At 54.3% G+C, this 23,069-nt stretch carries 21 protein-coding genes; 9 read left to right on the top strand and 12 right to left on the bottom strand.

From position 1 onward, the window contains the following. Window positions 1–14 precede the first annotated feature (14 nt). Complete coding sequence (locus RT340_RS00405; RefSeq protein WP_283003403.1) at window positions 15–764, bottom strand: SDR family oxidoreductase; 750 nt, start codon at window positions 762–764, stop codon at window positions 15–17. Between the two features lie 108 nt (window positions 765–872). On the opposite strand from RT340_RS00405, the gene RT340_RS00400 reads away from it, so the two are divergent. After that, window positions 873–1,871, top strand: a complete 999-nt coding sequence (locus tag RT340_RS00400) for a substrate-binding domain-containing protein (RefSeq protein ID WP_313373383.1) — start codon at window positions 873–875, stop codon at window positions 1,869–1,871. A gap of 27 nt (window positions 1,872–1,898) precedes the next feature. Here RT340_RS00400 and gorA read toward each other — a convergent pair whose 3' ends face one another. After that, entirely contained in the window at window positions 1,899–3,251 is a 1,353-nt protein-coding gene (gorA, locus tag RT340_RS00395) for a glutathione-disulfide reductase (RefSeq protein WP_211729211.1), read from the bottom strand. A gap of 125 nt (window positions 3,252–3,376) precedes the next feature. On the opposite strand from gorA, the gene rnz reads away from it, so the two are divergent. Then, entirely contained in the window at window positions 3,377–4,288 is a 912-nt protein-coding gene (gene rnz, locus RT340_RS00390) for a ribonuclease Z (protein WP_211729212.1), read from the top strand. On the opposite strand, the gene RT340_RS00385 is transcribed toward rnz, so the two are convergent. Then, window positions 4,285–5,100, bottom strand: coding sequence for a CPBP family intramembrane glutamic endopeptidase (locus tag RT340_RS00385; protein WP_313373380.1), 816 nt, complete (start codon window positions 5,098–5,100; stop codon window positions 4,285–4,287). The genes rnz and RT340_RS00385 overlap by 4 nt on opposite strands. 62 nt (window positions 5,101–5,162) lie before the next feature. Further along, entirely contained in the window at window positions 5,163–6,005 is an 843-nt protein-coding gene (locus tag RT340_RS00380; RefSeq protein WP_313373378.1) for a 23S rRNA (adenine(2030)-N(6))-methyltransferase RlmJ, read from the bottom strand. A gap of 223 nt (window positions 6,006–6,228) precedes the next feature. Here RT340_RS00380 and prlC point away from each other — a divergent pair, with 223 nt between their 5' ends. Then, a complete protein-coding gene (gene prlC / locus RT340_RS00375) occupies window positions 6,229–8,271 on the top strand; it encodes an oligopeptidase A (RefSeq protein WP_313373376.1) in 2,043 nt (680 codons plus the stop codon). A gap of 8 nt (window positions 8,272–8,279) precedes the next feature. Beyond that, window positions 8,280–9,029, top strand: coding sequence for a 16S rRNA (guanine(1516)-N(2))-methyltransferase RsmJ (gene rsmJ / locus RT340_RS00370; protein ID WP_283216388.1), 750 nt, complete (start codon window positions 8,280–8,282; stop codon window positions 9,027–9,029). 102 nt (window positions 9,030–9,131) lie between these two features. Here the strand turns inward: rsmJ and uspA are convergent, their stop codons facing one another. Further along, a complete protein-coding gene (gene uspA / locus RT340_RS00365) occupies window positions 9,132–9,569 on the bottom strand; it encodes a universal stress protein UspA (RefSeq protein WP_034819767.1) in 438 nt (145 codons plus the stop codon). Between the two features lie 421 nt (window positions 9,570–9,990). Between uspA and uspB the strand changes: the two genes are divergently transcribed. Beyond that, window positions 9,991–10,326 (top strand): universal stress protein UspB, encoded by a 336-nt coding sequence (uspB, locus tag RT340_RS00360; protein WP_034819764.1) that lies wholly within the window; start codon window positions 9,991–9,993, stop codon window positions 10,324–10,326. A 63-nt stretch (window positions 10,327–10,389) separates the two neighbouring features. On the opposite strand, the gene pitA is transcribed toward uspB, so the two are convergent. Then, window positions 10,390–11,889: an inorganic phosphate transporter PitA gene (pitA, locus tag RT340_RS00355; protein ID WP_097119400.1), complete on the bottom strand. Its 1,500-nt coding sequence runs from the start codon at window positions 11,887–11,889 to the stop codon at window positions 10,390–10,392. A gap of 243 nt (window positions 11,890–12,132) precedes the next feature. Here pitA and RT340_RS00350 point away from each other — a divergent pair, with 243 nt between their 5' ends. Continuing rightward, window positions 12,133–13,317: an NAD(P)/FAD-dependent oxidoreductase gene (locus tag RT340_RS00350; protein ID WP_097119468.1), complete on the top strand. Its 1,185-nt coding sequence runs from the start codon at window positions 12,133–12,135 to the stop codon at window positions 13,315–13,317. Window positions 13,318–13,383: 66 nt separating this feature from the next. On the opposite strand, the gene RT340_RS00345 is transcribed toward RT340_RS00350, so the two are convergent. Further along, a complete protein-coding gene (locus RT340_RS00345) occupies window positions 13,384–14,376 on the bottom strand; it encodes a glycosyltransferase family 32 protein (protein ID WP_211729215.1) in 993 nt (330 codons plus the stop codon). 280 nt (window positions 14,377–14,656) lie between these two features. Here RT340_RS00345 and RT340_RS00340 point away from each other — a divergent pair, with 280 nt between their 5' ends. After that, window positions 14,657–15,004: a hypothetical protein gene (locus RT340_RS00340; protein ID WP_034820073.1), complete on the top strand. Its 348-nt coding sequence runs from the start codon at window positions 14,657–14,659 to the stop codon at window positions 15,002–15,004. On the opposite strand, the gene RT340_RS00335 is transcribed toward RT340_RS00340, so the two are convergent. Beyond that, entirely contained in the window at window positions 15,005–15,700 is a 696-nt protein-coding gene (locus RT340_RS00335; RefSeq protein WP_160833795.1) for a cysteine hydrolase family protein, read from the bottom strand. 88 nt (window positions 15,701–15,788) lie between these two features. On the opposite strand from RT340_RS00335, the gene RT340_RS00330 reads away from it, so the two are divergent. Then, window positions 15,789–16,790: a GlxA family transcriptional regulator gene (locus RT340_RS00330; RefSeq protein ID WP_166935218.1), complete on the top strand. Its 1,002-nt coding sequence runs from the start codon at window positions 15,789–15,791 to the stop codon at window positions 16,788–16,790. Between the two features lie 196 nt (window positions 16,791–16,986). On the opposite strand, the gene RT340_RS00325 is transcribed toward RT340_RS00330, so the two are convergent. Beyond that, the gene (locus RT340_RS00325) at window positions 16,987–17,475 is read right to left on the bottom strand and encodes a helix-turn-helix domain-containing protein (RefSeq protein ID WP_211729216.1); all 489 of its coding nucleotides are present in this window, start codon (window positions 17,473–17,475) and stop codon (window positions 16,987–16,989) included. Between the two features lie 322 nt (window positions 17,476–17,797). Between RT340_RS00325 and RT340_RS00320 the strand changes: the two genes are divergently transcribed. Next, on the top strand, window positions 17,798–18,823 hold the full coding sequence (locus RT340_RS00320) for an alpha/beta fold hydrolase (RefSeq protein ID WP_211729217.1): 1,026 nt from the start codon (window positions 17,798–17,800) through the stop codon (window positions 18,821–18,823). Between the two features lie 40 nt (window positions 18,824–18,863). Here the strand turns inward: RT340_RS00320 and RT340_RS00315 are convergent, their stop codons facing one another. The 3 genes from RT340_RS00315 to proP all read right to left on the bottom strand — a co-directional run bounded on the left by RT340_RS00315 (window position 18,864) and on the right by proP (window position 22,553). Then, on the bottom strand, window positions 18,864–19,838 hold the full coding sequence (locus tag RT340_RS00315) for a sensor domain-containing diguanylate cyclase (RefSeq protein WP_034819748.1): 975 nt from the start codon (window positions 19,836–19,838) through the stop codon (window positions 18,864–18,866). Window positions 19,839–19,952: 114 nt separating this feature from the next. Then, entirely contained in the window at window positions 19,953–20,930 is a 978-nt protein-coding gene (hemB, locus tag RT340_RS00310) for a porphobilinogen synthase (protein WP_313373365.1), read from the bottom strand. A gap of 117 nt (window positions 20,931–21,047) precedes the next feature. Next, the gene (gene proP / locus RT340_RS00305; protein WP_313373364.1) at window positions 21,048–22,553 is read right to left on the bottom strand and encodes a glycine betaine/L-proline transporter ProP; all 1,506 of its coding nucleotides are present in this window, start codon (window positions 22,551–22,553) and stop codon (window positions 21,048–21,050) included. Between the last annotated feature and the right edge of the window lie 516 nt (window positions 22,554–23,069).

Below are 23,069 nucleotides of genomic sequence, written 5' to 3'. Positions count from 1 at the left end.
TGCACCTCGTCTTGTTACAGGTCAACGCTGTTGGGAAGGATAACAATATCGCGCACTGTGACACCCGGCGAACGTGTCACCATAAACAGCACCGATTCCGCCACTTCAATGGGCTGCATCAGGCTGCCATTGGCCAGCGCGTCCTTCAGTTTCTCCTGCGGCCAGTCATCGAGCAGGGCAGTGACCACCGGGCCCGGCAGCACCGCACCGACGCGCACACCATGCTGTGCCACCTGTCGACGGGTTGAATGCACAAAAGCCTGCACTGCAAATTTGGATGCGGTGTAGATCGGTTCCCAGACCACGGGCACCACGCCCGCAATCGAACTGGTGAAAATGATGTCACCCGATTTCTGCGCGATCAGATGCGGCAGCACCGAACGCACGCAGCGAAAGGCCGCGCTGGTGTTGAGTTTCAGTACGCGATCCCAGATATCGGGATCGCCTTCCGCCACTGGCCCGCCAATGTAGGCACCGGCGTTGGCGTGGAAAATATCGAGGCGGCCCGCCAGCTTGAGAATGTCGTCGAGAATCCCGTCAACCTGTTTGCCGTCCATCAGGTCAATTTGCAATGGCAATGCCTGAGGACCCAGTTCCGCCACCAGCTGCTGCAACTTGTCGCCATCGCGATCGATCAGGACGACTTTAGCCCCGGCCTGCAGCAGCACTTTGCTGCATTCCAGACCGATACCGGAGGCAGCGCCAGTAATGGCGGCAACTTTTCCGTTGAGTGGGTTATGCATGGAGAAGAGGTTCGTGTTCATCTTATAATCCTTTATCAATGGCGTTTTAGGTGGTGCTCAATCGATGAAGCACAACTATCACCCCGACTTTTAACCAGCAACAAAAAGAGCAATAAAGGGATGGGTTCTGTGACGCGGATCGGCAAAAACAAGAAAACCACCATTTATGACCTCGCGGAACTCACGGGGGTTTCGGCAAGCGCGGTGAGCGCGATTTTAAGCGGCAACTGGAAGAAGCGGCGCATCAGTGCCAGCACTGCTGAGAAGGTGAGCCGGATTGCGCAAGAGCAGGGTTATGCGCTGAATCGACAGGCCAGCATGCTGCGAACCACGCGCTCGAAAACCATCGGTATGATCGTGCCCAAATACGACAACCGCTATTTTGGCTCAATCGTGGAAAGTTTTGAGCAGATGGCGCGCGATCGCGGCCTGTTCCCGGTCATTACCTGTACGCAGCGCGATCCTGATTTGGAACTCGAAGCGGCGCGCACCATGCTCTCCTGGCAGGTGGATTACATGGTGGTGACCGGGGCCACCGATCCAGATCGCATCACTGCACTTTGTCAGGCCGCGGACGTTCCCTCGCTGAATCTTGATCTGCCCGGTTCGCTGGCGCCTTCAGTGATTTCGGATAACTTCAATGGCGCATTGAGCCTGACGCTTAGCCTGCTGGAGAAGTGCCCGCAGCCGCTGATTTTTATCGGGGGGCGTGCCAGCGATCATAACAGTAAAGAGCGCCTGCGCGGCTTTTTGGCGGCACATCAGGAACGAGGCATTTCTGTGCCGGAGGAAAATCTGCTGCTGTGTGGCTACGAGCCAGAAAAAGCGCAAACGGCGTTGAAAAATCACTTTCAGCAGTATGTAACGGGGCAATTTGGCCTGTTTGTGAATTCGACCATTTCGCTGGAAGGGGTGGTGCAGTTTCTGCGTGCTGAGGATCTGTTATCCGATGATAAACACCCGGCGATTGGCTGTTTCGACTGGGACCCGTTCGTCGCGCTGTTGTGTAAAGACATCAGCATGGTGAAACAGGATGTGGCAGGCATGATGGAAACGGTGTTCCGCCTGATGGAGAGCGGTGAGCAGGACGTGGCGGTGGTGGAAGTGCCGGTGTTGCTGATGCAGTAAAAAGGGCGGCAAATGCCGCCCCATTGATCAACGCATGGTGACAAACTCTTCCGCCGCCGTCGGATGAATCGCCACGGTGTTGTCGAAATCTTTCTTGGTAGCGCCCATCTTCAGTGCCACAGCGAAGCCTTGCAGCATCTCGTCCATACCGTTACCGATACCGTGAATGCCGACAATCTTCTCTTCCGGGCCAACACACACCAGCTTCATGCGGCACGGCTGGCGATGCTGGGTGACGGCGGTGTACATCGCGGTGAAGGAAGATTTATACACTTTCACCTGGTCGTCGCCGTACTGCTCGCGCGCCTGCGGTTCGGTCAAACCAACGGTGCCAATCGGTGGATGGCTGAATACCACGGTCGGCACATTGCTGTAATCCAGGTGCTCGTCCGGTTTGTTGTTAAACAGACGTTCCGAAAGACGACGACCGGCGGCCACCGCGACAGGCGTCAGTTCCACCGCGCCGGTGTTATCGCCCACCGCATAGATGCCTTTCACGTTGGTGTTCTGGAACTTATCAACGTTGATATAGCCTTTCTCGTTCAGCGCCACGCCGGTCACGGAGAGGTTGAGATTGTCGGTCGCCGGCTCGCGACCAATCGCCCACACCAGGCAATCGACAGTTTGCTCATGGCCATTTTCCAGCTGCAGCGTCAGGCTGCCGTCGGCGTTCTTGATCACCGCTTTCGGGATCGACTCGGTATGCAGCGTTGGGCCTTCGGCCTGCATCACTTCTACCAGCGTATCGATAATCAGTGGATCGAAGCTGCGCAACGGCGCGTGTTTGCGCACAAACAGATGGGTTTCGGCACCCAGTGCGTTGACCACACCGGCCAGTTCCACCGCGATATACCCTGCGCCGACCACCGCGACACGCTTCGGCAGCGCATCAAGCTCAAAGAAACCGTCAGAGTCGATACCGTATTCCCCGCCAGGCACTTTTGGATGGCTTGGACGACCGCCTGTGGCGATCAGGATGTGATCGGCCGTGATGGTTTCGCCATTCACTTCCACGGTGTTGGCATCGATAAAGCGGGCGAAGCCCTTGATCACTTCGACGTTGTTTTTACCCAGCACGTTGTCATACGAGGTGTGGATGCGATCGATATAGGCGCTGCGGTTTTTCACCAGCACTGACCAGTCAAAATTGTTCACGGTGGTATCGAAACCGTAGTCCGGGCCGTACAGGTGAATAGCTTCGGCAATCTGCGCCGCATGCCACATCACTTTTTTCGGCACGCAGCCAACGTTGACACAGGTGCCGCCCAATTCTTTCGCTTCGATCAGCGCGCATTTCTGGCCATGCATCGCGGCACGGTTAATTGAGGCGATACCGCCGCTGCCGCCGCCGATGGCGAGGTAGTCAAAATGTCGGGTCATGCGGAATGTCCATCTTTTGGGAGAAAATTGGCATAGAGTGTAACGCTGCTTGCGCAAGAGGCGCAAAGGTTCAGCCTATGTTTGTGATAGGGTTAAATCCAGGTTCCGCTTACATGGAAGACATTATGCATCTGACTTTTCTCGGCACCGGCGCGGGTGCGCCGAGCCTGCAACGTAACGTCACGGCGATTGCACTGACGCTGTCGAAACGGGGCGACACCTGGCTGTTCGACTGCGGTGAAGCGACGCAGCACCAGTTTATGCGCTCCGCACTCAAGCCGAGCAGGCTGGAAAAAATCTTTATTACCCACTTGCACGGTGACCACATCTTCGGTCTTCCGGGCTTGCTCACCAGCCGTTCGATGGCCGGGCTGCTGGAGCCGATGACGATTTACGGTCCAAAAGGCATCAAACAGTTTGTCGAGACGGCGCTCAGTCTCAGTGGTTCTTACACCGGCTTCCCACTTGAGATCATAGAAATTGAAGCGGGCGAAGTGCTGGATGATGGTGAGTTCCGCGTCATCGCCTATCCGATGAATCATGTGGTGGAGTGTTATGGCTATCGTATTGAACAGCATGATAAACCGGGCTTCCTCGATGCGCCGCGCCTGAAAGCGGAAGGGGTACCGCGCGGGCCCTGGTATCAGGATTTGAAAGAAGGTAAACGCATCCGGTTGGAGGATGGGCGCGAAATTAACGGCGCGGCGTATCTCGGCCCGGCGACCAGAGGCAAAGTGGTGGCGATATTCGGTGATACCGGCCCGACCGAAGTGGCGCTTGCGCTGGCGGCTGATGCGGATGTGATGGTGCATGAAACCACGCTGGAAGCTGCAATGGCCGAAAAAGCTAATGGTCGCGGCCACTCCACGACGATTCAGGCCGCCGAAGTGGCAAAACTGGCAGGTGCAAAACGCATGATCGCCACGCACTTCAGTTCGCGTTATTTGTCGAGCGATCGAGAGAGACTGCTGGCGGAGTGCCAGTCGGTGTTTGCAGCGACCGAGCTGGCACGGGATTTCGCGGTGTTCGAAATTTAGTGCTGTAACGCCGGATAGGTAAAGAACAGCAGGTGCATCATGTTGAACAGGAAATGGACGCCGGTGGCGACCCACACACGCCCGCTCCAGTGCCACGCCAGGCCGTAAATTAACCCGGCCAGAGTGGCGAAGACCACCAGCATCATGCCGCCAGGGAAGTGCGCCAGACCAAACAGCAGTGCGGTGAGCAACAGTGCCGCTACGCCACCGATTTTCTGGCGCAGGCGCTGTTGCACATAGCCACGGAAGAACGCTTCTTCGGCCAGCGAAACAAAGAACAGGTTTGCCAGCATAAAGCTGCCGAGCCAGTCCGGCCAGTGTGGCTCAATCGCCAGTCCACCCAGCAGCACCGCGACGTACAGCAGCAGCGGGATCGCCGCCAGTAACAGCAGCCACAGAATCTTGTGCGGCGCAGGAAACTGCTGCGCACGGAACAGCGTGGGCAAGGCAGCCAGCAGCACAAAGGGAATCAGCGCTTTATCAAAGTTGTAGTAGAAGCTGAACGGCACACTGTTGGGGCCAACCTGCATCTCCTCGATCTGGCGCGGGTTGTTAAAGCCAGGCAGCAGATGCAGGAACAGGCCACCGGCGATCAGCACCAGCAGCGCTTCGCTGATCAGCAGCAAGGCACGGTTGGTGGGATTTTCCACCCGCACCCACGCCAGCAAAGCGATGGCACCTAAAATGGCGAGAGCAGGCCAGTCCAGCACATCCTGGAACAGGCCCATTATCGTCGCCAATAACAGCAGAAGTACGGCAAGGCGTTTGGCAGGTGACAGCACAGTGAGTGCGCCAGCCAGAATGATCCACATAAAAAGTGTCCTTAGAAGGGCAACGGCAAGGTGCTGCTCAGAAACCGCACCCTATAAGCCCGCTATTCTGTAACGATCTGCGTCACGCTGTAGTGACCGGTACCCGCCGGCACCAGCTTCTGATGCAGCCACGGCAGCAGCTCTTCCATCTGCGCTTTCAGCTTCCACGGCGGGTTAATCACGATCATGCCGGAGGCAGTCATGCCGCGTTGATCGCTATCCGGACGCACCGCTAGTTCGATCTGCAAGATGTTGCGGATGTTGCTGGCTTCCAGGTCTTTAATCATGTGTTTGATTTGCTGGCGCAGCACCACCGGATACCACAGCGCATACACACCGGTAGCAAAGCGTTTGTAGCCTTCCTGAATGCCTTTCACCACATCCTGATAATCGCTTTTCATTTCGTACGGCGGATCGATCAGAATCAGACCACGACGGCTCAGCGGAGGCAGTTTGGCTTTTAACTGCTGATAGCCGTCGCCACGCGCTACGCGTGCACGGGCATCTTTGCTGAATTCGGAACGTAGCAGCGGATAGTCGCTGGAGTGCAGTTCGGTCAGCTCCAGCTTGTCCTCTTCACGCAGCAGATAGCGGGCGATCAGCGGCGAGCCTGGATAGTAGCGCAAGGTGCCATGCGGGTTGAGGTTGCGAACGGCCGTCAGATAAGGCTTCAGCAGTTCTGGCGCGTCCGGCTGCTGCCAGATGCGCGCAATGCCTTCCAGATATTCACCGGTACGCTCGGCGTGCTCTCCGCTCAGCTGGTAACGTCCGGCACCGGCGTGGGTATCCAGATAGAGAAACGGTTTTTCCTTCTCCATCAGGGCGGTGAGGATCAGGCTTTCAACGGTATGTTTGAGCACGTCGGCATGGTTGCCGGCATGAAAACTGTGGCGATAACTCAGCATAAAAAAGAGGGGTCCGCGGTTGGATCAAAGGAGATAAAAACATCGTGTGTGGCGCGATTATAGCCGCGCTGCGTAAAAATTGCTGACGTTTCGGCGCTCGCGCTTTTTTCTTTACGGGTCCATTCTCAGTAGCATTGATTTTCACGTTAACTGACCGCATGTTAGAAAGATTGCGTCGCGCCATTGCGCGCCACCCCCACTCCATGAAGAAAGGACTGCGCTTATGACCAATCCGTTACTCACCCCTTACACGCTACCGCCGTTTTCCGCGATTAAACCTGAGCACGTGGTTCCCGCTGTGACTGAAGCGCTGAACAACTGCCGCGCTGAAGTTGAACGCGTTGTAGCACAGGGTGCACCTTACACTTGGGACAATTTAGTGCAGCCACTGGCAGAAGTGGATGACCGTCTGAGCCGTATTTTCTCGCCGGTGAGCCACCTGAATTCGGTGAAGAACAGCCCGGAACTGCGTGAAGCTTATGAGCAGACGCTGCCGCTGCTGTCAGAATACAGCACCTGGGTGGGACAGAACGAAGGCCTGTATCAGGCTTATCGCGATCTGAAACAGGGCGACAGCTATGCCGCGCTGGATATCGCACAGAAGAAAGCGGTGGATAACGCACTGCGTGATTTCGAACTCTCCGGTATCGGTCTCGATAAAGAGAAGCAGAAGCGCTACGGCGAAATTGCCGCGCGCCTGTCTGAGCTGGGTTCGACCTACAGCAACAACGTGCTCGACGCCACCATGGGCTGGAGCAAGTTGATCACCGATGAGGCCGATCTGGCGGGCATGCCAGAAAGCGCGCTGGCTGCGGCCAAAGCGCAGGCCGAAGCTAAAGAACAAGAAGGCTGGCTGCTGACGCTGGATATTCCAAGCTATCTGCCAGTCATGACCTACTGCGACAATCAGGCGCTGCGTGAAGAGATGTACCGCGCCTATTCAACGCGTGCTTCTGAGCAGGGTTCCAACGCCGGTAAATGGGATAACGGCCCGATCATGGCCGAAGAGCTGGCATTGCGTCACGAACTGGCACAGCTGCTGGGCTTTGACTCCTTCGCGCACAAATCACTGGCGACCAAGATGGCTGAGAACCCGGCTCAGGTGATCGACTTCCTGACCGACCTCGCCAAACGTGCGCGTCCGCAGGGTGAGAAAGAGTTAGCTCAGCTGCGCGCCTTCGCCAAAAAAGAGTATGGCGTTGACGAGATGAATCCGTGGGATCTCACCTATTACGGCGAGAAGCAGAAACAGCATCTCTACACCATCAGCGATGAGCAACTGCGTCCGTACTTCCCGGAAGAGCGTGCGGTGAGCGGCCTGTTTGAAGTGGTGAAACGCATTTACGGCATCACCGCCAAAGAGCGTAAAGACGTGGATGTGTACCATCCAGATGTGCGCTTCTTCGACCTGTTTGATGAAAGCGGCGAGCTGCGCGGCAGTTTCTATCTTGACCTGTATGCGCGTGAACACAAGCGTGGCGGGGCGTGGATGGACGACTGCGTCGGCCAGATGCGTAAAGCCGATGGCAGCCTGCAGAAGCCGGTGGCGTACCTCACCTGTAACTTCAACCGTCCGGTACAGGGCAAGCCCGCGCTGTTTACCCACGATGAAGTCACCACCTTGTTCCACGAGTTTGGTCACGGCCTGCACCACATGCTGACGCGCATCGAAGCGCCGGGCGTGTCGGGTATCAGCGGTGTGCCGTGGGATGCGGTCGAGCTGCCTAGCCAGTTTATGGAAAACTGGTGCTGGGAGCCGGACGCGCTGGCGTTTATCTCCGGCCACTACGAGACCGGCGAACCGCTGCCGAAAGACCTGCTGGATAAGATGCTGGCAGCGAAGAACTATCAGGCGGCGCTGTTTATCCTGCGTCAGCTGGAGTTCGGCCTGTTCGATTTCCGTATGCATACCGAGTTCAATCCGGAAAAAGGTGCGCAAATCCTCGAAACCCTGCGTGAAGTGAAGAAACAGGTTGCCGTGGTGCCAAGCCCGGAGTGGGGCCGCTTCCCGCATGCGTTTAGCCACGTCTTCGCCGGCGGTTATGCCGCAGGTTACTACAGCTATCTGTGGGCCGACGTGCTGGCGGCGGATGCCTATTCGCGCTTCGAAGAAGAGGGCATCTTCAACCGTGAAACCGGCCAGTCGTTCCTCGACAACATCCTGACGCGCGGCGGTTCCGAAGAGCCAATGGAGCTGTTCAAACGCTTCCGTGGCCGTGAACCACAGCTGGATGCGATGCTGGAACACTACGGAATTCAGGGATAAGCCTGCTTGTGAAAATCGGTTTAATCGATGAATCAGGCGCCGGAGACGGCGCCTTATTACATCTGGCGCAGCGCTGGGGCTTACAGCATGACGATCAGGCTGTAATGGCCCTGGTGCTGACGCCGGAGCGCCTTGAGCTGCGCAAACAGGATGAGCCTAAACTGGGTGGCATCTTTGTGGATTTTGTCACCGGAGCTATGGCGCATCGCCGCAAGTTTGGCGGTGGGCGCGGCGAGGCGGTGGCGAAAGCGGTGGGCATCAAAGGTGGCTATTTGCCGGACGTGATCGACGCAACGGCAGGATTGGGGCGCGATGCCTTTGTGCTGGCGGCGCTGGGTTGCCGGGTGCGCATGCTGGAACGCCATCCGGTGGTTGCGGCTCTGCTCGATGATGGCTTACGTCGTGGCTATGAAGATGCGGAGATTGGCGGCTGGCTGCGCGAACGTCTGACGCTGCTGCATGTGGTGAGTCAGCAGGCGTTGAGTGATATCACGCCCGCGCCAGATGTGGTGTATCTCGATCCGATGTATCCCCATCGTCAAAAGAGCGCGATGGTGAAGAAGGAGATGCGGGTGTTTCAGTCGCTGGTGGGGCCCGATGAGGATGCCGATGCGCTGCTGGAACCCGCTCGTCGTCTGGCGAAGAAGCGCATTGTGGTGAAACGCCCGGATTACGCGCCGCCGTTAGCGGGCGTTGCAACCCAATCGGCCGTGGTCACCAAAAGCCATCGCTTTGATATTTATCCGCCATTGGTATGATTCTGCATAATGGCGTTGCGGCGTGATTTATCGCGCGGGGTTTAAAGACGCGCGATGTATTACGCCGCTACCAAAAAAACAGGGCCATTACTGGCCCTGTTTTTATTCGTCTTCTTCGTCACGCAGCGGCACAATCAGCATATCGATATGCACGGTGTTGATCAGCTGGCGCGCTGATGACATCAGCTTGCTCCAGAAATCCTGATGGTGGCCACAGACCACTAAATCCACATCGTATTTCTTAATCGCATCCACCAGCACCTGGCCGAGATCGCCGCTGCCGCTCAGGGTTTCACTGATCGGATAACCGGCGTTGGTAGAAAGTTCTTTCAGCGCGGTGTGCGTCTCCTCAGAAATGCGTTTCTGCATGTCGCCCAGATTGACGTCAATCAGCCCGGTATAAAGGTCTGAGTAATTCACATCAACGTGGATCAGCGAGATTTTTGCATCATAAGGGCGGGCCAGTGAAACGGCTTTATCAACCAGCAACTGGCTTTCCGGGGAAAGGTCTACTGCAATCAGGATGTGTTTATAAGCCATGATAAAACTCCTTCTCAAGATTCTGGGGCTACCTGAATTCCCGCCGCTCGGCGAGCGAAATCCTTTGCGCGAAACAGCGATGAAGCGCCACCAACCACAATTTATGCCCTGCAGGCGTTCTGTTGTTATGACCTGAGTATAGCCAGAGTTGTTAACAAATGCTGCAATCCACGGCTCGCTTGTGAGGAAGATCAAGCGCTATCGCAATTTTCACTCGCGGTGAACGAAAATCATCGCTGGAAAAAAATTGAACAGATCTCCTACACTGAAAATGAGTGCCACTGCCGTCTGGGTAACGCGCTCGGGTTCGCATAACAACAATGCAATTCGATTCATCTGTGGCTGGTTAATTTCCCGTGGGGCGTCTACAGCATTTCCCCGCTGCCTTCGACGTCATTGCGGCTCCAGCTGGGAGGGGAACATGATCAGCACTATCGCGCTTTTTTGGGCTCTGTGTGTGGTTTGTCTGGTGAATATGGCGCGCTACTTCTCTTCTTTACGCTCGCTATTGGCTGTGCTGCGCGGTTGCGATCCGCTGCTGTATCAATATGTGGATGGGGCGGGTTTCTTCACGTCTCATGGTCAGCCGAGCAAGCAGGTGCGGCTGGTGCGTTATATCTGGGATAAACGCTATCGCGATCATCACGACGACGAATTTATTCGCCGCTGCGAGCGCGTACGCAGGCAGTTTGTCCTGACCAGCGGGCTCTGTTTTTTGGTGGTGGTGAGTCTGGTTGGCCTGGCGATCTGGCATTAAATAGCGGCAATAAAAAAGGGCGATCTGTGTTGAACAGTCGCCCTCTTGTTTGCCGTTAAAGGCTTAGATAATTTTCAGCGCGATCCAGTAGAGCGAGCCTGACAGCACAATACAGACCGGCAGGGTGAACACCCACGCCATGGCGATGTTTTTGATCGTACGGCTCTGTAATCCACCGCCATCCACCAGCATGGTACCGGCAACGGATGATGACAGAATATGCGTGGTCGAAACCGGCATTCCGGTATAGCTCGCGATACCAATCGACACTGCCGCAGTGACCTGCGCTGACATGCCTTGCGCATAAGTCATGCCTTTCTTACCGATTTTTTCGCCGATGGTGGTTGCCACACGACGCCAGCCAATCATGGTGCCGATGCCCAGTGCTAACGCCACCGCCATGATGATCCAGATCGGCGCGTACTCGACGGTGCCCAGCAAATCGCCCTTCAACTTGTTAAGGAAGCGCTTATCGTCCGGGGTGGTCTCTGGCAGTTTCGCGGCTTTATCGGCCGTGTCCGAGACGCACATCAACAGGCGACGCATCTGGCTGCGCTGATCCACCGTCAGTTGGTCATAGCTGTTCAGATTGGTCAGCAACACTTGTGCACGATTGATAGCCTGCAGCGCACGACTGCTGTCGCAATGGAACTCATGCGGCCCGCCCACAGACTCTTCCGGCGTTGGCACCGCAGGCGGCGCCATCTGGACGATATGGGTGAGTGAATCGCTGTGCTGCTGATAATACTGTTCCAGATGATTCACCGCATCGCGAGTACGGGTGATGTCATAACCTGAGGCATTCATGTTGACCACGAAACCCGCAGGCGCAACACCGATTAGCACTAACATAATCAGGCCAATGCCTTTCTGACCATCGTTCGCACCGTGGGAGTAGCTCACGCCAATCGCCGAAACGATCAAGGCAATACGCGTCCAGAACGGTGGCTTCTTCTTGCCATCGATCTTTTCACGGTCAGCCGGTGTCATGTGGATGCGCGAACGTTTAGGGGTTCCGCTCCAGTAACGACGCAGGATGAAAATCAGCGAGCCCGCAATCACCAGGCCGACAATCGGCGACAGGATCAGTGACAGGAAGATATTAATGACTTTCGGCAGGTTGAGGGCATCAACCACCGAGGTGCCGGTCATCAGCGCATTGGTGAGACCAATACCGATAATGGCGCCAATCAGGGTGTGAGAACTGGACGCAGGCAAACCCAGATACCAGGTACCTAAGTTCCAGATAATCGCCGCCAGCAGCATGGAGAACACCATGGCCAGGCCGTGCGCGGAACCCACATTCAGCAGTAAATCAGTTGGCAGCATATGCACGATGGCATAAGCCACGCTCAAGCCGCCCAGCAAAACGCCTAAGAAGTTGAAAACACCCGCCATCACAACCGCCAATTGCGCCCGCATCGCGCGGGTATAGATGACGGTAGCGACTGCGTTAGCAGTGTCGTGGAAACCGTTGATTGCCTCATAGAACAATACAAACAGCAGAGCGATAACCAAAAACAGGCCGGTACTGAGGTCAAGACCAGCGAACAGATGTAGCATAAACGTTACGCCATTTTTTGGAGGACATGAACGCGGCGCATTATCGGCGACAACCCGCATGATGTGAAAGGAAAATATAGTCCTTTTTTGTCTTAAAATTGCCACAAACCCCATCAGACAAGGTAAAAAGACTGAAAAATAAGCGAGTTACAATATGACACATTTACGGCATTTTTTTGACGCTGGCGCGAAATGCCGCAGATCTCTACAATCACCGCCTTTCAATTATGTGGATTAGACGCTGTGGACAAGTTTGACGTTATCGTAATAGGTGCAGGCGCTGCCGGCATGTTCTGTGCGGCGCAGGCAGGGCAGTTGGGTCGTCGGGTGCTGTTGCTGGATAACGGCAAAAAGGCGGGACGTAAAATCCTGATGTCCGGTGGTGGCCGCTGTAACTTCACCAATATGTACACCGAACCGGCCGCCTATCTCTCGCACAACCCGCATTTCAGTAAGTCGGCATTGGCGCGTTACACCCAGTGGGACTTCATCGATCTGGTGAATCGCCACAAGATTGCGTATCACGAGAAAACCCTCGGCCAGTTGTTCTGCGATGAGTCGGCGCAGCAGATCGTGGATTTGCTGTTAAAAGAGTGCGAAGACGGGCAGGTTACGTTGCGCTTGCGCAGTGAAGTGCTGAGCGTGACGCGTGATGAAAATGGCTACAGGCTGCAACTGAATGGCTCCGAGGTGCAGGCTGAGAAATTGGTGATCGCCAGCGGTGGCTTATCGATGCCGGGTCTGGGCGCGACACCATTCGGGTATAAAGTGGCCGAGCAGTTTGGTTTGAAAGTGTTCCCGACGCGCGCAGCCTTGGTGCCGTTTACGCTGCATAAGCCACTGCTTGAGCAGCTGAATTCCTTATCGGGTGTGTCATTGCCCACCACCATCACCGCGCAGGATGGCACGCTGTTTAAAGAAGCGATGCTGTTTACCCATCGCGGTTTGTCGGGTCCGGCGGTATTGCAAATCTCCAGCTACTGGCAGCCGGGTGAGTTTGTCACCATTAACCTGTCGCCGGAAACCTCGCTGGAAGAATTCATCAACGTGCAGCGCGAGGCGCATCCGAATCTCAGCCTGAAAAACAGCCTGGCGAAAATCCTGCCGAAGCGTCTGGTGGAAGTGTTGCAGGAGCTGAAGCAGATCCCGGATGTGACGCTGAAGCAGCTCAATAGCAAGCAGCAGGCCGAGTTGGTCATCACGTTGCATCAGTGGCGCGTGCAGCCGAATGGCACCGAAGGTTATCGCACTGCCGAAGTGACGATGGGCGGCGTCGATACCACGCAACTCTCCTCCAAAACCATGGAAGCGCGCGATGTGCCCGGTTTGTACTTTATTGGTGAAGTGGTGGATGTCACCGGCTGGCTCGGCGGATACAACTTCCAGTGGGCGTGGAGTTCAGCCTGGGCGTGTGCGCAGGCGCTGTGAGTTATCACGTCGCCATCAAAGGCGACGCCAGTGTACGAGGTTCAGCTTTATGCTGAGGTTGCAGCGCTAATGCCTGGCTCTGCGTAACGGCGTCACTGCAGGTGTCAGGTTTTTCGGCTGGTCGTGCAGCAATACTTGCCCCAGCAGGCTATCGCTGTTGACCACGCCATACTTCAGATGCGTTGCGATATATTTGCGGTCAAAGCTGGTGAGCTTATACACCGGTGGCAACACCTCCGGTAAAGCGTCCACCATCAGCATGCGGCTCAGCTTCACCGGACGCCAGCCGCTCAGCGTTTGATACAATAACGCACCGGCTTCCGCTTTGCGTAAGTAGAAGTTGTAGTGATTCTCTTCCCGCAGCGCCTGCTGCTGAGCGATATACACCACCAGATAATCCGGCGTCTTGATGCCCTGCAGAATTGTGTCGTAGTTCGGCAGCGCCAATAATTGCTGGAAGAAGGCTTCAGAGCCTAACTCCACAATCGGACGGAAGCAGTGCAGCCAGCGGCCGATAAAGGCATTGTTTTTCGGCGCGGCGAGAAACCAGGATTCCATAACCGGATAAGCGCGATCGCGGGTGGATTCCTCGCGATAAAAAGCCACCAGGTCATAACGCTCATCCGCATTCACCGCTAACAGCTCATCGAGGCTGCGATTGAGGATAATGGTGGCATCCATCCAGATTCCGCCATAACGATGCAGCAGCTCCAGGCGAATCACATCGCTTTTGTGCGAAGCCCGCATCCCCGCGTGGACAAACTTCAGGTCTGGTAAATAGTCATGCAGATTGAGATTGTTAATTACCGTCAACGCATAGCCAGGGTTTTCACGGGCAATCTTATCGACAAAAATCTGGACTTCAGCCGGGAGCTTTTCACTTTCCCAGTACATCCAAACCTGACGCGGAATGGGCGCAGGCGGATTAGCACGACCCTGCAGGTTAATATCCTGTTCGGCTGCGGCTTGATAGGCGGGAAGGCGTTTGCGTGTGGTCAGCTTTTTTTCCGCCAGCAACGCCAGCGAAATCAAATGCATTTTAAGTTTATGGTTGGACATGATCATTCCTGTAACCCTGTCGGCCGCTATCCCAGCTTCTGCCGCTTTAGGGCGAAAAACTGGCCCTGTGACAGCGGGCACGATGAAGCGCAATGGCGCGAAAAGTGGCTCAAAATTAACAAACAGCGCCGAGCTGCTCAATAAATAAACTCTGAAAACGTTACTTTCAGAGAATACGCAGGCGCATTCACTTGCCGTACCGTTGCCGTGGGTGTTTAAGGGCTGTTAACCGATGAATCTGTTAAGATCGCCGCGTTTTTTCCAACAGGCCCATGATTCCATGTTCAAACTTAAATTCCTTCTGCCCGTGCTTATCGTCATCAGCGCGGCTGTCTGGTGGCTGATGCCGCACTATAGCGATGAAGATAAAGGCTATTACATCGCCATGTTCTGCACCTTGACCCATGATGGGCGCGACAACTCACCCCTGGCGATGCAACAGATTATTGAAGGCAGCAACTCGGACTATGCGCTGCAGAAAATTCATTTCCAGTCAGGTCTGGCAGAACATCTGCAAAGCGTGTGGCAGGATTTGTCAGCGGAGCAGCAACAGCAGGCGCGGCAGGAGAGTCTGTCCTGCCGCAAGGTGATGTCTGAAAAGTTATTACCGGGTAAAGCAGTGCAGTGATTAATGCACGGGCAGCGCTAATACCGCGTCGGTGGTTTTGATCTCGGCAAACACATCAGCAACGCCTGTCAATGCGCTCTGCTGCAGCACCTTGTGATCGACTACCTTGTTATCCCAGGTCGCCAGATCGCGCGTGGCGGTGGCATCTTCCGGGATAATGACCGAGTAGCCAAGCGGTACGGCATCACGTGCGGTGGACGACACGCACATATGGGTCATTAGACCGGTGACAATTAACTGCTTGATGCCCAGACTGTCGAGTTGTTGTTTCAAATCGGTTCCCACGAAAGAACTCGGTGTGGCTTTGGTAATGACACGATCATTTTTGCCCGGCTGCAAATCCTTGTGGAATTCAGCGAAGCGGCTGCCTTTGGCGAACAGCGGGCCATCTGCCGCGCCTTCATGGCGCACGAAGAACACCGGCATGCCATGCTTGTGTGCAAATTCAACCAGGCGCTTGCTGTTTTGCAGTGCTTTCATACCGTCTGGAATGGGCATTTTGCCGCCAGCGAAGTATTCGTTCTGAATATCAATCACGATGACCGCGGTTTGATTGGCCGTCAGCTGGGGGGTGGCGGTGGCACCGCTCATGGTACGAATGGTCGGTGCATTTTCAGCTTTGTGTTCTTCGGCAATAGCGCTGCCTGAAATTGCCATCGCTAATGCTAAGGTGCCTGAAGCAAAAAGGGTTTTCATCACTAATCATCTCTTTGATTGGGAAGTCAGGGTGACTTCCGATGCACTGCAGTATGGCGATTGTGCCGAAAGTGAAGGAGTACTGCGCATGACAAATAACGTTCACTTTGCGCCAAAAATGGCGCACCTGGATGCGCCCATTAAGGTCGGTATTGTGGTGTTTGACGACATCATCCCGTTTCATCTTTCCGTTCCCTGTGCGGTGTTTGAGAAGGCGGAACGCGAAGATGGTCGAGCTTGCTACCAATTAATGATCTGTGCCACCCACGCCGGTCCGCTTCGCACCAACAGCGGTTTTTCGATTGTCGCGGAGCATGAACTGGCTATGCTGGCCGAAGCGGATATGGTGGTGGTGCCCAGCTGGAGCGATCCTGCCGTTGCGCCACCGCCCGCGTTGTTGCAGGCGTTACAGCAGGCTGCCCAGCGTGGGGCTCAGATTGTTGGCTTGTGTCTTGGCGCCTTTGTGCTCGGAGCCGCTGGCTTGCTGCATCAGCAGCGCGCCACGACACACTGGCGTTGGATGAGTGATTTTGAACGGCTTTACCCCGATGTGACGATTGACCGTGACGTGTTGTATATCGACGAAGGGCAGATTGTGACCTCGGCGGGCACTGCAGCGAGTATCGATTGCTGCCTGCATCTGGTGCGTGAACAGTGTGGAGTGGATGTGGCCAACAGTGTGGCGCGCATGCTGGTGGTACCGCCGCATCGGCAGGGCGGCCAGGCACAATATATTGAGCAGCCGGTCTATCACTCGGCGGGCAACGATCGATTTATGTCGGCGCTCAGTTGGGCCACCGAAAATTTGCAGCAGGCCCTCACGCTGGATCAGTTGGCGGAGAGAGCGTTGATGAGTCGTCGCAGTTTTACGCGCCGTTTTAACCAAACCACCGGCAGCTGTTTCAGTGATTGGTTAGTGAATCAGCGTCTGGCATTGGCGCAGCGATTTTTGGAAAAAACCGACCAGCCGATTGAGCTGATCGCAGAAAAAGCCGGATTCTCTTCGCCATTAATGTTAAGGCGACATTTTAAAAAGAATTTGAATACGTCTCCGTTACAATACCGGAAAACATTTCGTGGTCGGGTGTGAATTAATGGTTTGTAAATCAACCTATTGATAAGAATGCATTGAAAATAGGACGGGTAAAATTATTCCCGGATCATTTTGACAGGCTATCTGATGAGAAGAATATTTCAGCGTGGCCAATGAGGGCTATTCTTAACAACGGATGGCGAACCATCCGTTGTTATGCAAATCCTGCAAAGAAAAATAGTGACGCGAATTATTAACGCATCACACAATCAATACGTGAGGGAAATTGACCTGAGCGCAGCGCTGGCGTTCTCACTTCTTCCATTTTCTCACTGCTGTTAAATCCATGCTTACGGCAAATCACGCATGGATCAGTGCTCTCTTTCAATTGCTGCTCGGCTTCGCTCCCCAGCTGACGCTTACGGCAGTAGAGTGGGGTGCAACCCATCACTTGCTTAAAGGAGCGAGTGAACGATTGCTGGCTTTCAAAATGGTATTTTACGGCCAGACTGATGATCGGTGCGTTGCTGTATTTCAGCTCGCTGACACAGCATGCCAGTTTCTTTTTACGGATATACCGTGCCAGCGTTTCATTATGATAGCGGGCAAATAATTTCTGCAAATACCATTTAGAATAACCCGATTTCACGGCGATATCATCAATGCTTAAGCGCTGATCCAGATTGCCCATAATCCATTTGGTCACCGAATCAATAACCCCTTCGTTGTATTTTTGCGGCATCTTTTTGATCCTCCATTAACTGGACACAGTGTAAAATAATTAATCTTTCCATTCATCCGATTAACGTAAAGTTTTATAAGGAATTGGCTTTTTTATTATTTGTCATCAAGGCTGGTCTTGCTTTTAGTGAAATTAAGGCCGCTTTTGTTGAATCGATGTTGAATATTTAGCGTAATCACGCCCGTTATTTTTAACTCAAATTTTCCATCACTTTGCCGAGCTTAACAGTATGAGAAAACGTGGCGCTGGCACACCTCATCAATACGCACTGGCGATTAACGTGCCAGACTGATGGTTTTTTCATAGCTCAGGAGCAGTGCGCATGGCTTTTCGTTTCCCGCTGAAACAGTCACTTGCCGTGATTTTGACGGCGATGGCTGCGCTACCCACCACCTCCGCGTTAGCGGCCAATGTGTATGGCGAGCAGTTGGAAGGTTTTCAGTATCCCTACCCACTTGAACACTTTAATTTCTCCTCACAGCAGCAACCGCTGAGCATGGGGTACATGGATGTCAAACCCGCGCAGCAGGCTAATGGTCAAACGGTGGTATTACTGCACGGTAAGAATTTTTGTGGTGCAACCTGGGAAGACACCATCAAAGCGCTTAGCCAGCAGGGATATCGGGTGATTGCGCCGGACCAGATTGGCTTTTGCAGCTCGACGAAACCCGCCAATTACCAATACAGCTTCCAGCAACTGGCGCTGAATACCCATCAACTGTTAGCGCATCTTGGCGTTGCTAAGGCGGTGATTATCGGGCATTCAACCGGTGGCATGCTGGCGACGCGCTATGCGCTGATGTATCCACAGCAGACACAGAAGCTGGTGCTGGTGAACCCGATTGGACTGGAGGATTGGAAAGCCAAAGGCGCACCGTGGCGCTCGGTGGATCAGTGGTATCAGCGCGAACTGAAGCTCAGTGCGGCGGGTATTAAAAAGTATGAGCAGACGACTTACTACAGCGGTCAGTGGAAGCCGGAGTACGACAAGTGGGTGGATATGCTGGCAGGTCTCAACAGCGGGCCAGGCCACAAGAAGGTGGCGTGGAACTCTGCGCTCATTTACGACATGATTTTCACCCAGCCGGTCTATTACGAATTCAAAGACCTGAAAGTGCCGACAACGCTGATGATCGGAACCGCCGATACCACCGCGATTGGCAGCGATATTGCTCCCGCTGCGATCAAAGCGCAGTTAGGTCATTACAATGTGTTGGGCAAACAGGTGACAAAGATAATTCCGGAGGCACATTTAATTGAGTTCCCAGGTATGGGACATGCGCCGCAGATGGAAGAGCCGCAGAAGTTTAATCAGACGCTGATTAGCGATCTGGCGCGTCCATTGTAAGATGCGGTGGCAAATGGGCGTGCTTATGCACGCCCTGGCATTACTGTGCCTGCTTTTTTTTGCCGTTTTTGGCTTCGTACATACGCGCATCGCTGCCTTCCAGCAGCTGTTCCAGCGACAGCGGATGGTCGGGATCAAACTCCACAATGCCTGATGAGAAGTGCAGTGCGTAGCGGCGGTCGAGATCCTGAGTTTGCTTTTGCAGGAAACGATCAAAGCGCGCCAAAACGCCCTCGGCATCGGCCTGCTGCAAGCCGTTAAACAGCACCACAAACTCATCACCGCCCAGGCGGGCAAAGATATCAGCGTGGCGGAAACTCACTTTCATCGCATCCGCAAAATCCATCAATGCACGATCCCCCTCGCGGTGGCCGAGCGTATCATTGATAGCTTTGAAACGGTCGAGGTCGAGGAAGGTCAAACTGGCCGGGAGTTGCCTGACTTCGCACTCATTCAGCGCGAGCTGTCCCAGCGTCATAAATCCGCGACGGTTGGTGATTTGTGTCAGTTCATCCGAGGTCGCTGTCTGGAACGCCACCAACTCTGCTTCGGCCATCGCGGCCAAATCGCGCAGCGTATTCATGTCATCCGCATTAAATTCGCGCGCATGGTGGTCGACGATACAGAGCGTGCCCACTTTGGCACCCGCTGGCGTACGCAGCGGACAACCCGCGTAAAAGCGCACGGGATTCTCTGAGGTTTTCACTAACGGATTATCGTGGAAACGCTCATCTTCAAGGGCGTTTTCGACCACCATCACATCGTCTTGCAGGACCGCGTGGCCACAGAACGACGTATTACGGGGTGCGGTCGCCGCGCTTTGGCCAGCGATAGATTTGAACCACTGGTGGTCCTCCTCCAGCAGGCTAACCAGCGCAACCGGCACGCCGAACAAACGACGAGCAAGGCGGGTTAAACGATCAAAACGCTCTTCTGCAGGCGTGTGCAGAATGTTGAGCGCACGTAACTGGGCCAGACGACGTGACTCGTCCGCAGGCAGTGCAGGTGCTTTCATCGCGTTACTCTTTCTTTTAAATTATTCGGGTACAACTTGACTGGTGCTTTGCTGCCATAACGGCATAAAGCGCTTAGCAACGGTTGCGATATCCATTGCTAAGCGTAACGATTTTCAGAGCACTTTTTGCTCGGCAAGATCAAGGGCAAAATAGCTGAAAATCAGGTCAGCACCGGCACGTTTAATCGCACCAAGGCTTTCCAGAACCACATTACGTTCGTCGATGGCACCCGCCTGCGCGGCGAATTTGATCATCGCGTATTCACCACTCACCTGGTACGCAGCCAGCGGCAGAGTAGTGCGTTCGCGGATATCACGCAGAATATCGAGGTAAGCACCCGCCGGTTTTACCATCAGTGAATCAGCCCCTTCGGCTTCATCAATCAGGGACTCGCGAATCGCTTCACGGCGGTTCATCGGATTCATCTGATAAGTTTTACGATCGCCTTTTAATGCCGTTCCTGCTGCTTCCCGGAACGGACCGTAGAATGAAGAAGCGAACTTGGTGGAGTAAGACATGATGGCCGTATCGGTGAAGCCTGCGGCATCCAGCGCCTGACGAATGGCTTTCACCTGGCCATCCATTGCCGCTGAAGGGGCGATAAAATCCGCACCGGCTTGCGCGGCGACCACGGCTTGTTTGCCGAGGTTAATCAATGTCTGGTCGTTATCCACGCCGTGATCGCACAGCACGCCACAGTGGCCGTGGCTGGTGTATTCGCAGAAGCAGGTATCGGACATCACGATCATTTCTGGCACGGTGTCCTTGCGTATACGCGACATACGCGCCACCAGGCCATTCTCATTCCATGCATCGCTGCCGGTTGCGTCCGTGTGATGCGAGATACCGAAGGTCATCACAGAGCGAATACCGGCTTTGGCGATACGCTCAATCTCATAGGCGAGACGTTTCTCAGGAATACGCATCACACCCGGCATGGCGTTAATCGGCACGTAATCGTCCACGCCTTCTTCAACGAAGATTGGCAGGGCCAGATCGCTCAGACGAAGGTGGGATTCCTGGAACATTTCACGCATTGATGCGCTTTTGCGCAGTCTTCTTGGACGTTGGAGAAGATTGAATTCAGACATGTTCGTACAACTTTTGCTGGTGAAAAAAGTGACAACAGTTTACCCCTTTTCGCCAGCGGGGATGAAGGATTGTGTGCGGAAACGAAAACTCCCGCCGGGCGGCGGGAGTGGGGAAGATTACTCGTTGATGTCCGGGTGCTGCTGCACCAGGTTTTTACGTTTCGCCTCGAGCTTAGCGATCTCTTCATCAATATCTTCGATTTTCTGCTCAATGTTGTCGTGATGCTCCTGCAGGATTTCACGCGCTTCTTCAATATCCGACGCCGCCGGTGTGGCACCGCGCAGCGGCTTGTTGGCGGTCTCTTTCATATAGATACCCGTGATCAAACCAATCACCGCGACCACCATCAGATAATAAGCCGGCATATACAGATTGTTGGTTGTTTCAACCAACCACGCGGCGAAGGTCGGGGTTAAACCGGCAATCAGTACCGAGATATTGAAGGCACTGGCCAGCGCACTGTAACGAATGTGCGTTGGGAACATCGCCGGCAGCGACGAAGCCATCACGCCGGTAAAGGCGTTAAGGATCACCGCCAGCAGCAGCAGACCCGCAAAAATCAGCCCCAGCACGCCGCTGTTAATCAACATAAAGGCCGGAATCGAGAAGGCGAACAGCGCGATACTGCCGATGATGATAAACGGGCGACGGCCAAAGCGGTCACTTAGCATGCCCATCACCGGCTGCACAAACAGCATACCCATCATGATGGCGATAATGATCAGCACGCCGTGATCTTCCGAGTAGTGCAGGTTATGCGACAGGTAGCTCGGCATGTAGGTCAGCAGCATGTAGTAAGTCACGTTGGTGGAAATCACCAGACCGATACAGGCCAGCAGACTTTTCCAGTGCTTGGTGGCGATCTCTTTGAAGGATACTTTCGGGCCGTCACGCAGACCTTCACGATCGCCTTGTTCCAGCTTATCAACGTGCTGCTGGAACGCCGGTGTCTCTTCCAGCGCGTGACGCAGATACAGACCGATGATCCCTAACGGTAGCGCGAGGAAGAACGGCAGACGCCAGCCCCACTCCAGGAATTTCGCTTCACCGATGACGGTGGAAATCAGCACCACGACGCCCGCACCCAGCACGAAGCCGGCTATGGAGCCGAAGTCGAGCCAGCTGCCCATAAAGCCACGCTTACGGTCCGGCGAATATTCCGCGACAAAGATCGAGGCACCGGTATATTCACCGCCCACCGAGAAGCCCTGCGCCATTTTCGCCAGCAGCAGCAGAATCGGTGCCCAGATGCCGATGGTGGCATAAGAGGGGATCAGGCCGATACAGAAGGTACTGATCGACATGATGACAATGGTGATAGAGAGGATTTTCTGACGACCGTATTTGTCGCCGAGCATACCAAAGAACAGACCGCCTAATGGACGAATCAGGAAGGGAACCGAGAAGGTACCCAGTGCAGCAATCATCTGCACACTAGGCGATGCATCCGGGAAGAACACCTTACCCAGCGCATACGCCACAAAGCCATAAACACCGAAATCAAACCACTCCATCGCGTTGCCCAGAGACGCAGCGGTAATGGCTTTACGTAAACGGGCGTCATCGATAATCGTGACGTCATCCAGCCCGATAGGTTTTACACGCTTCCTACGTAGTTTCATGTTGTAACCCTGTATTGGAATTCGAAAAATCCTCAACGCTGCAGACTACATTTTGTGGCCAGTCCACGGCGTTGAGAAGATTTAAGCATAGCCGTGAAAGAGGGATTTATCCGGCGTAGCAACGGTAATAATTAGGGGCGAAATGATTACGTCCCGCGACAGAGTATACCGATTTTGTGTGATATTTGTCATGTTTCAGCCAGCAACTGGCTATTTTTTGGCTAAAACTCTGGCTGAATGACAAGGAAAACGCAGCTTATAAAATCCTGGTTATCGCGCGTCAGGCCGCGTAATGCGTGCGTTTCAGCCAGGAATGCTTCAAAAGGGTGGCAAAGGGTGTCATTTATTTTTTTTTTGAAAAAACGCGGGGAAAATTTTGATGATTATCAGCGATATCAACTGCGCATCGCTGATTGATTAATCCATTGTTCTGACAAGTGGCGGCTTGATTGCTATACCTGATTGTTGCGCAAATAAATAAGAAATTCTTATCATTAATCGAAGCGGTAAGCTTTG

The organism is Pantoea sp. CTOTU50773 (genome assembly GCF_032082325.1).
Classification (GTDB): domain Bacteria; phylum Pseudomonadota; class Gammaproteobacteria; order Enterobacterales; family Enterobacteriaceae; genus Pantoea; species Pantoea communis.
The sequence above is the reverse complement of the archived record's forward strand: the minus strand, read 5'-3'. Positions and strand labels throughout refer to the sequence as shown.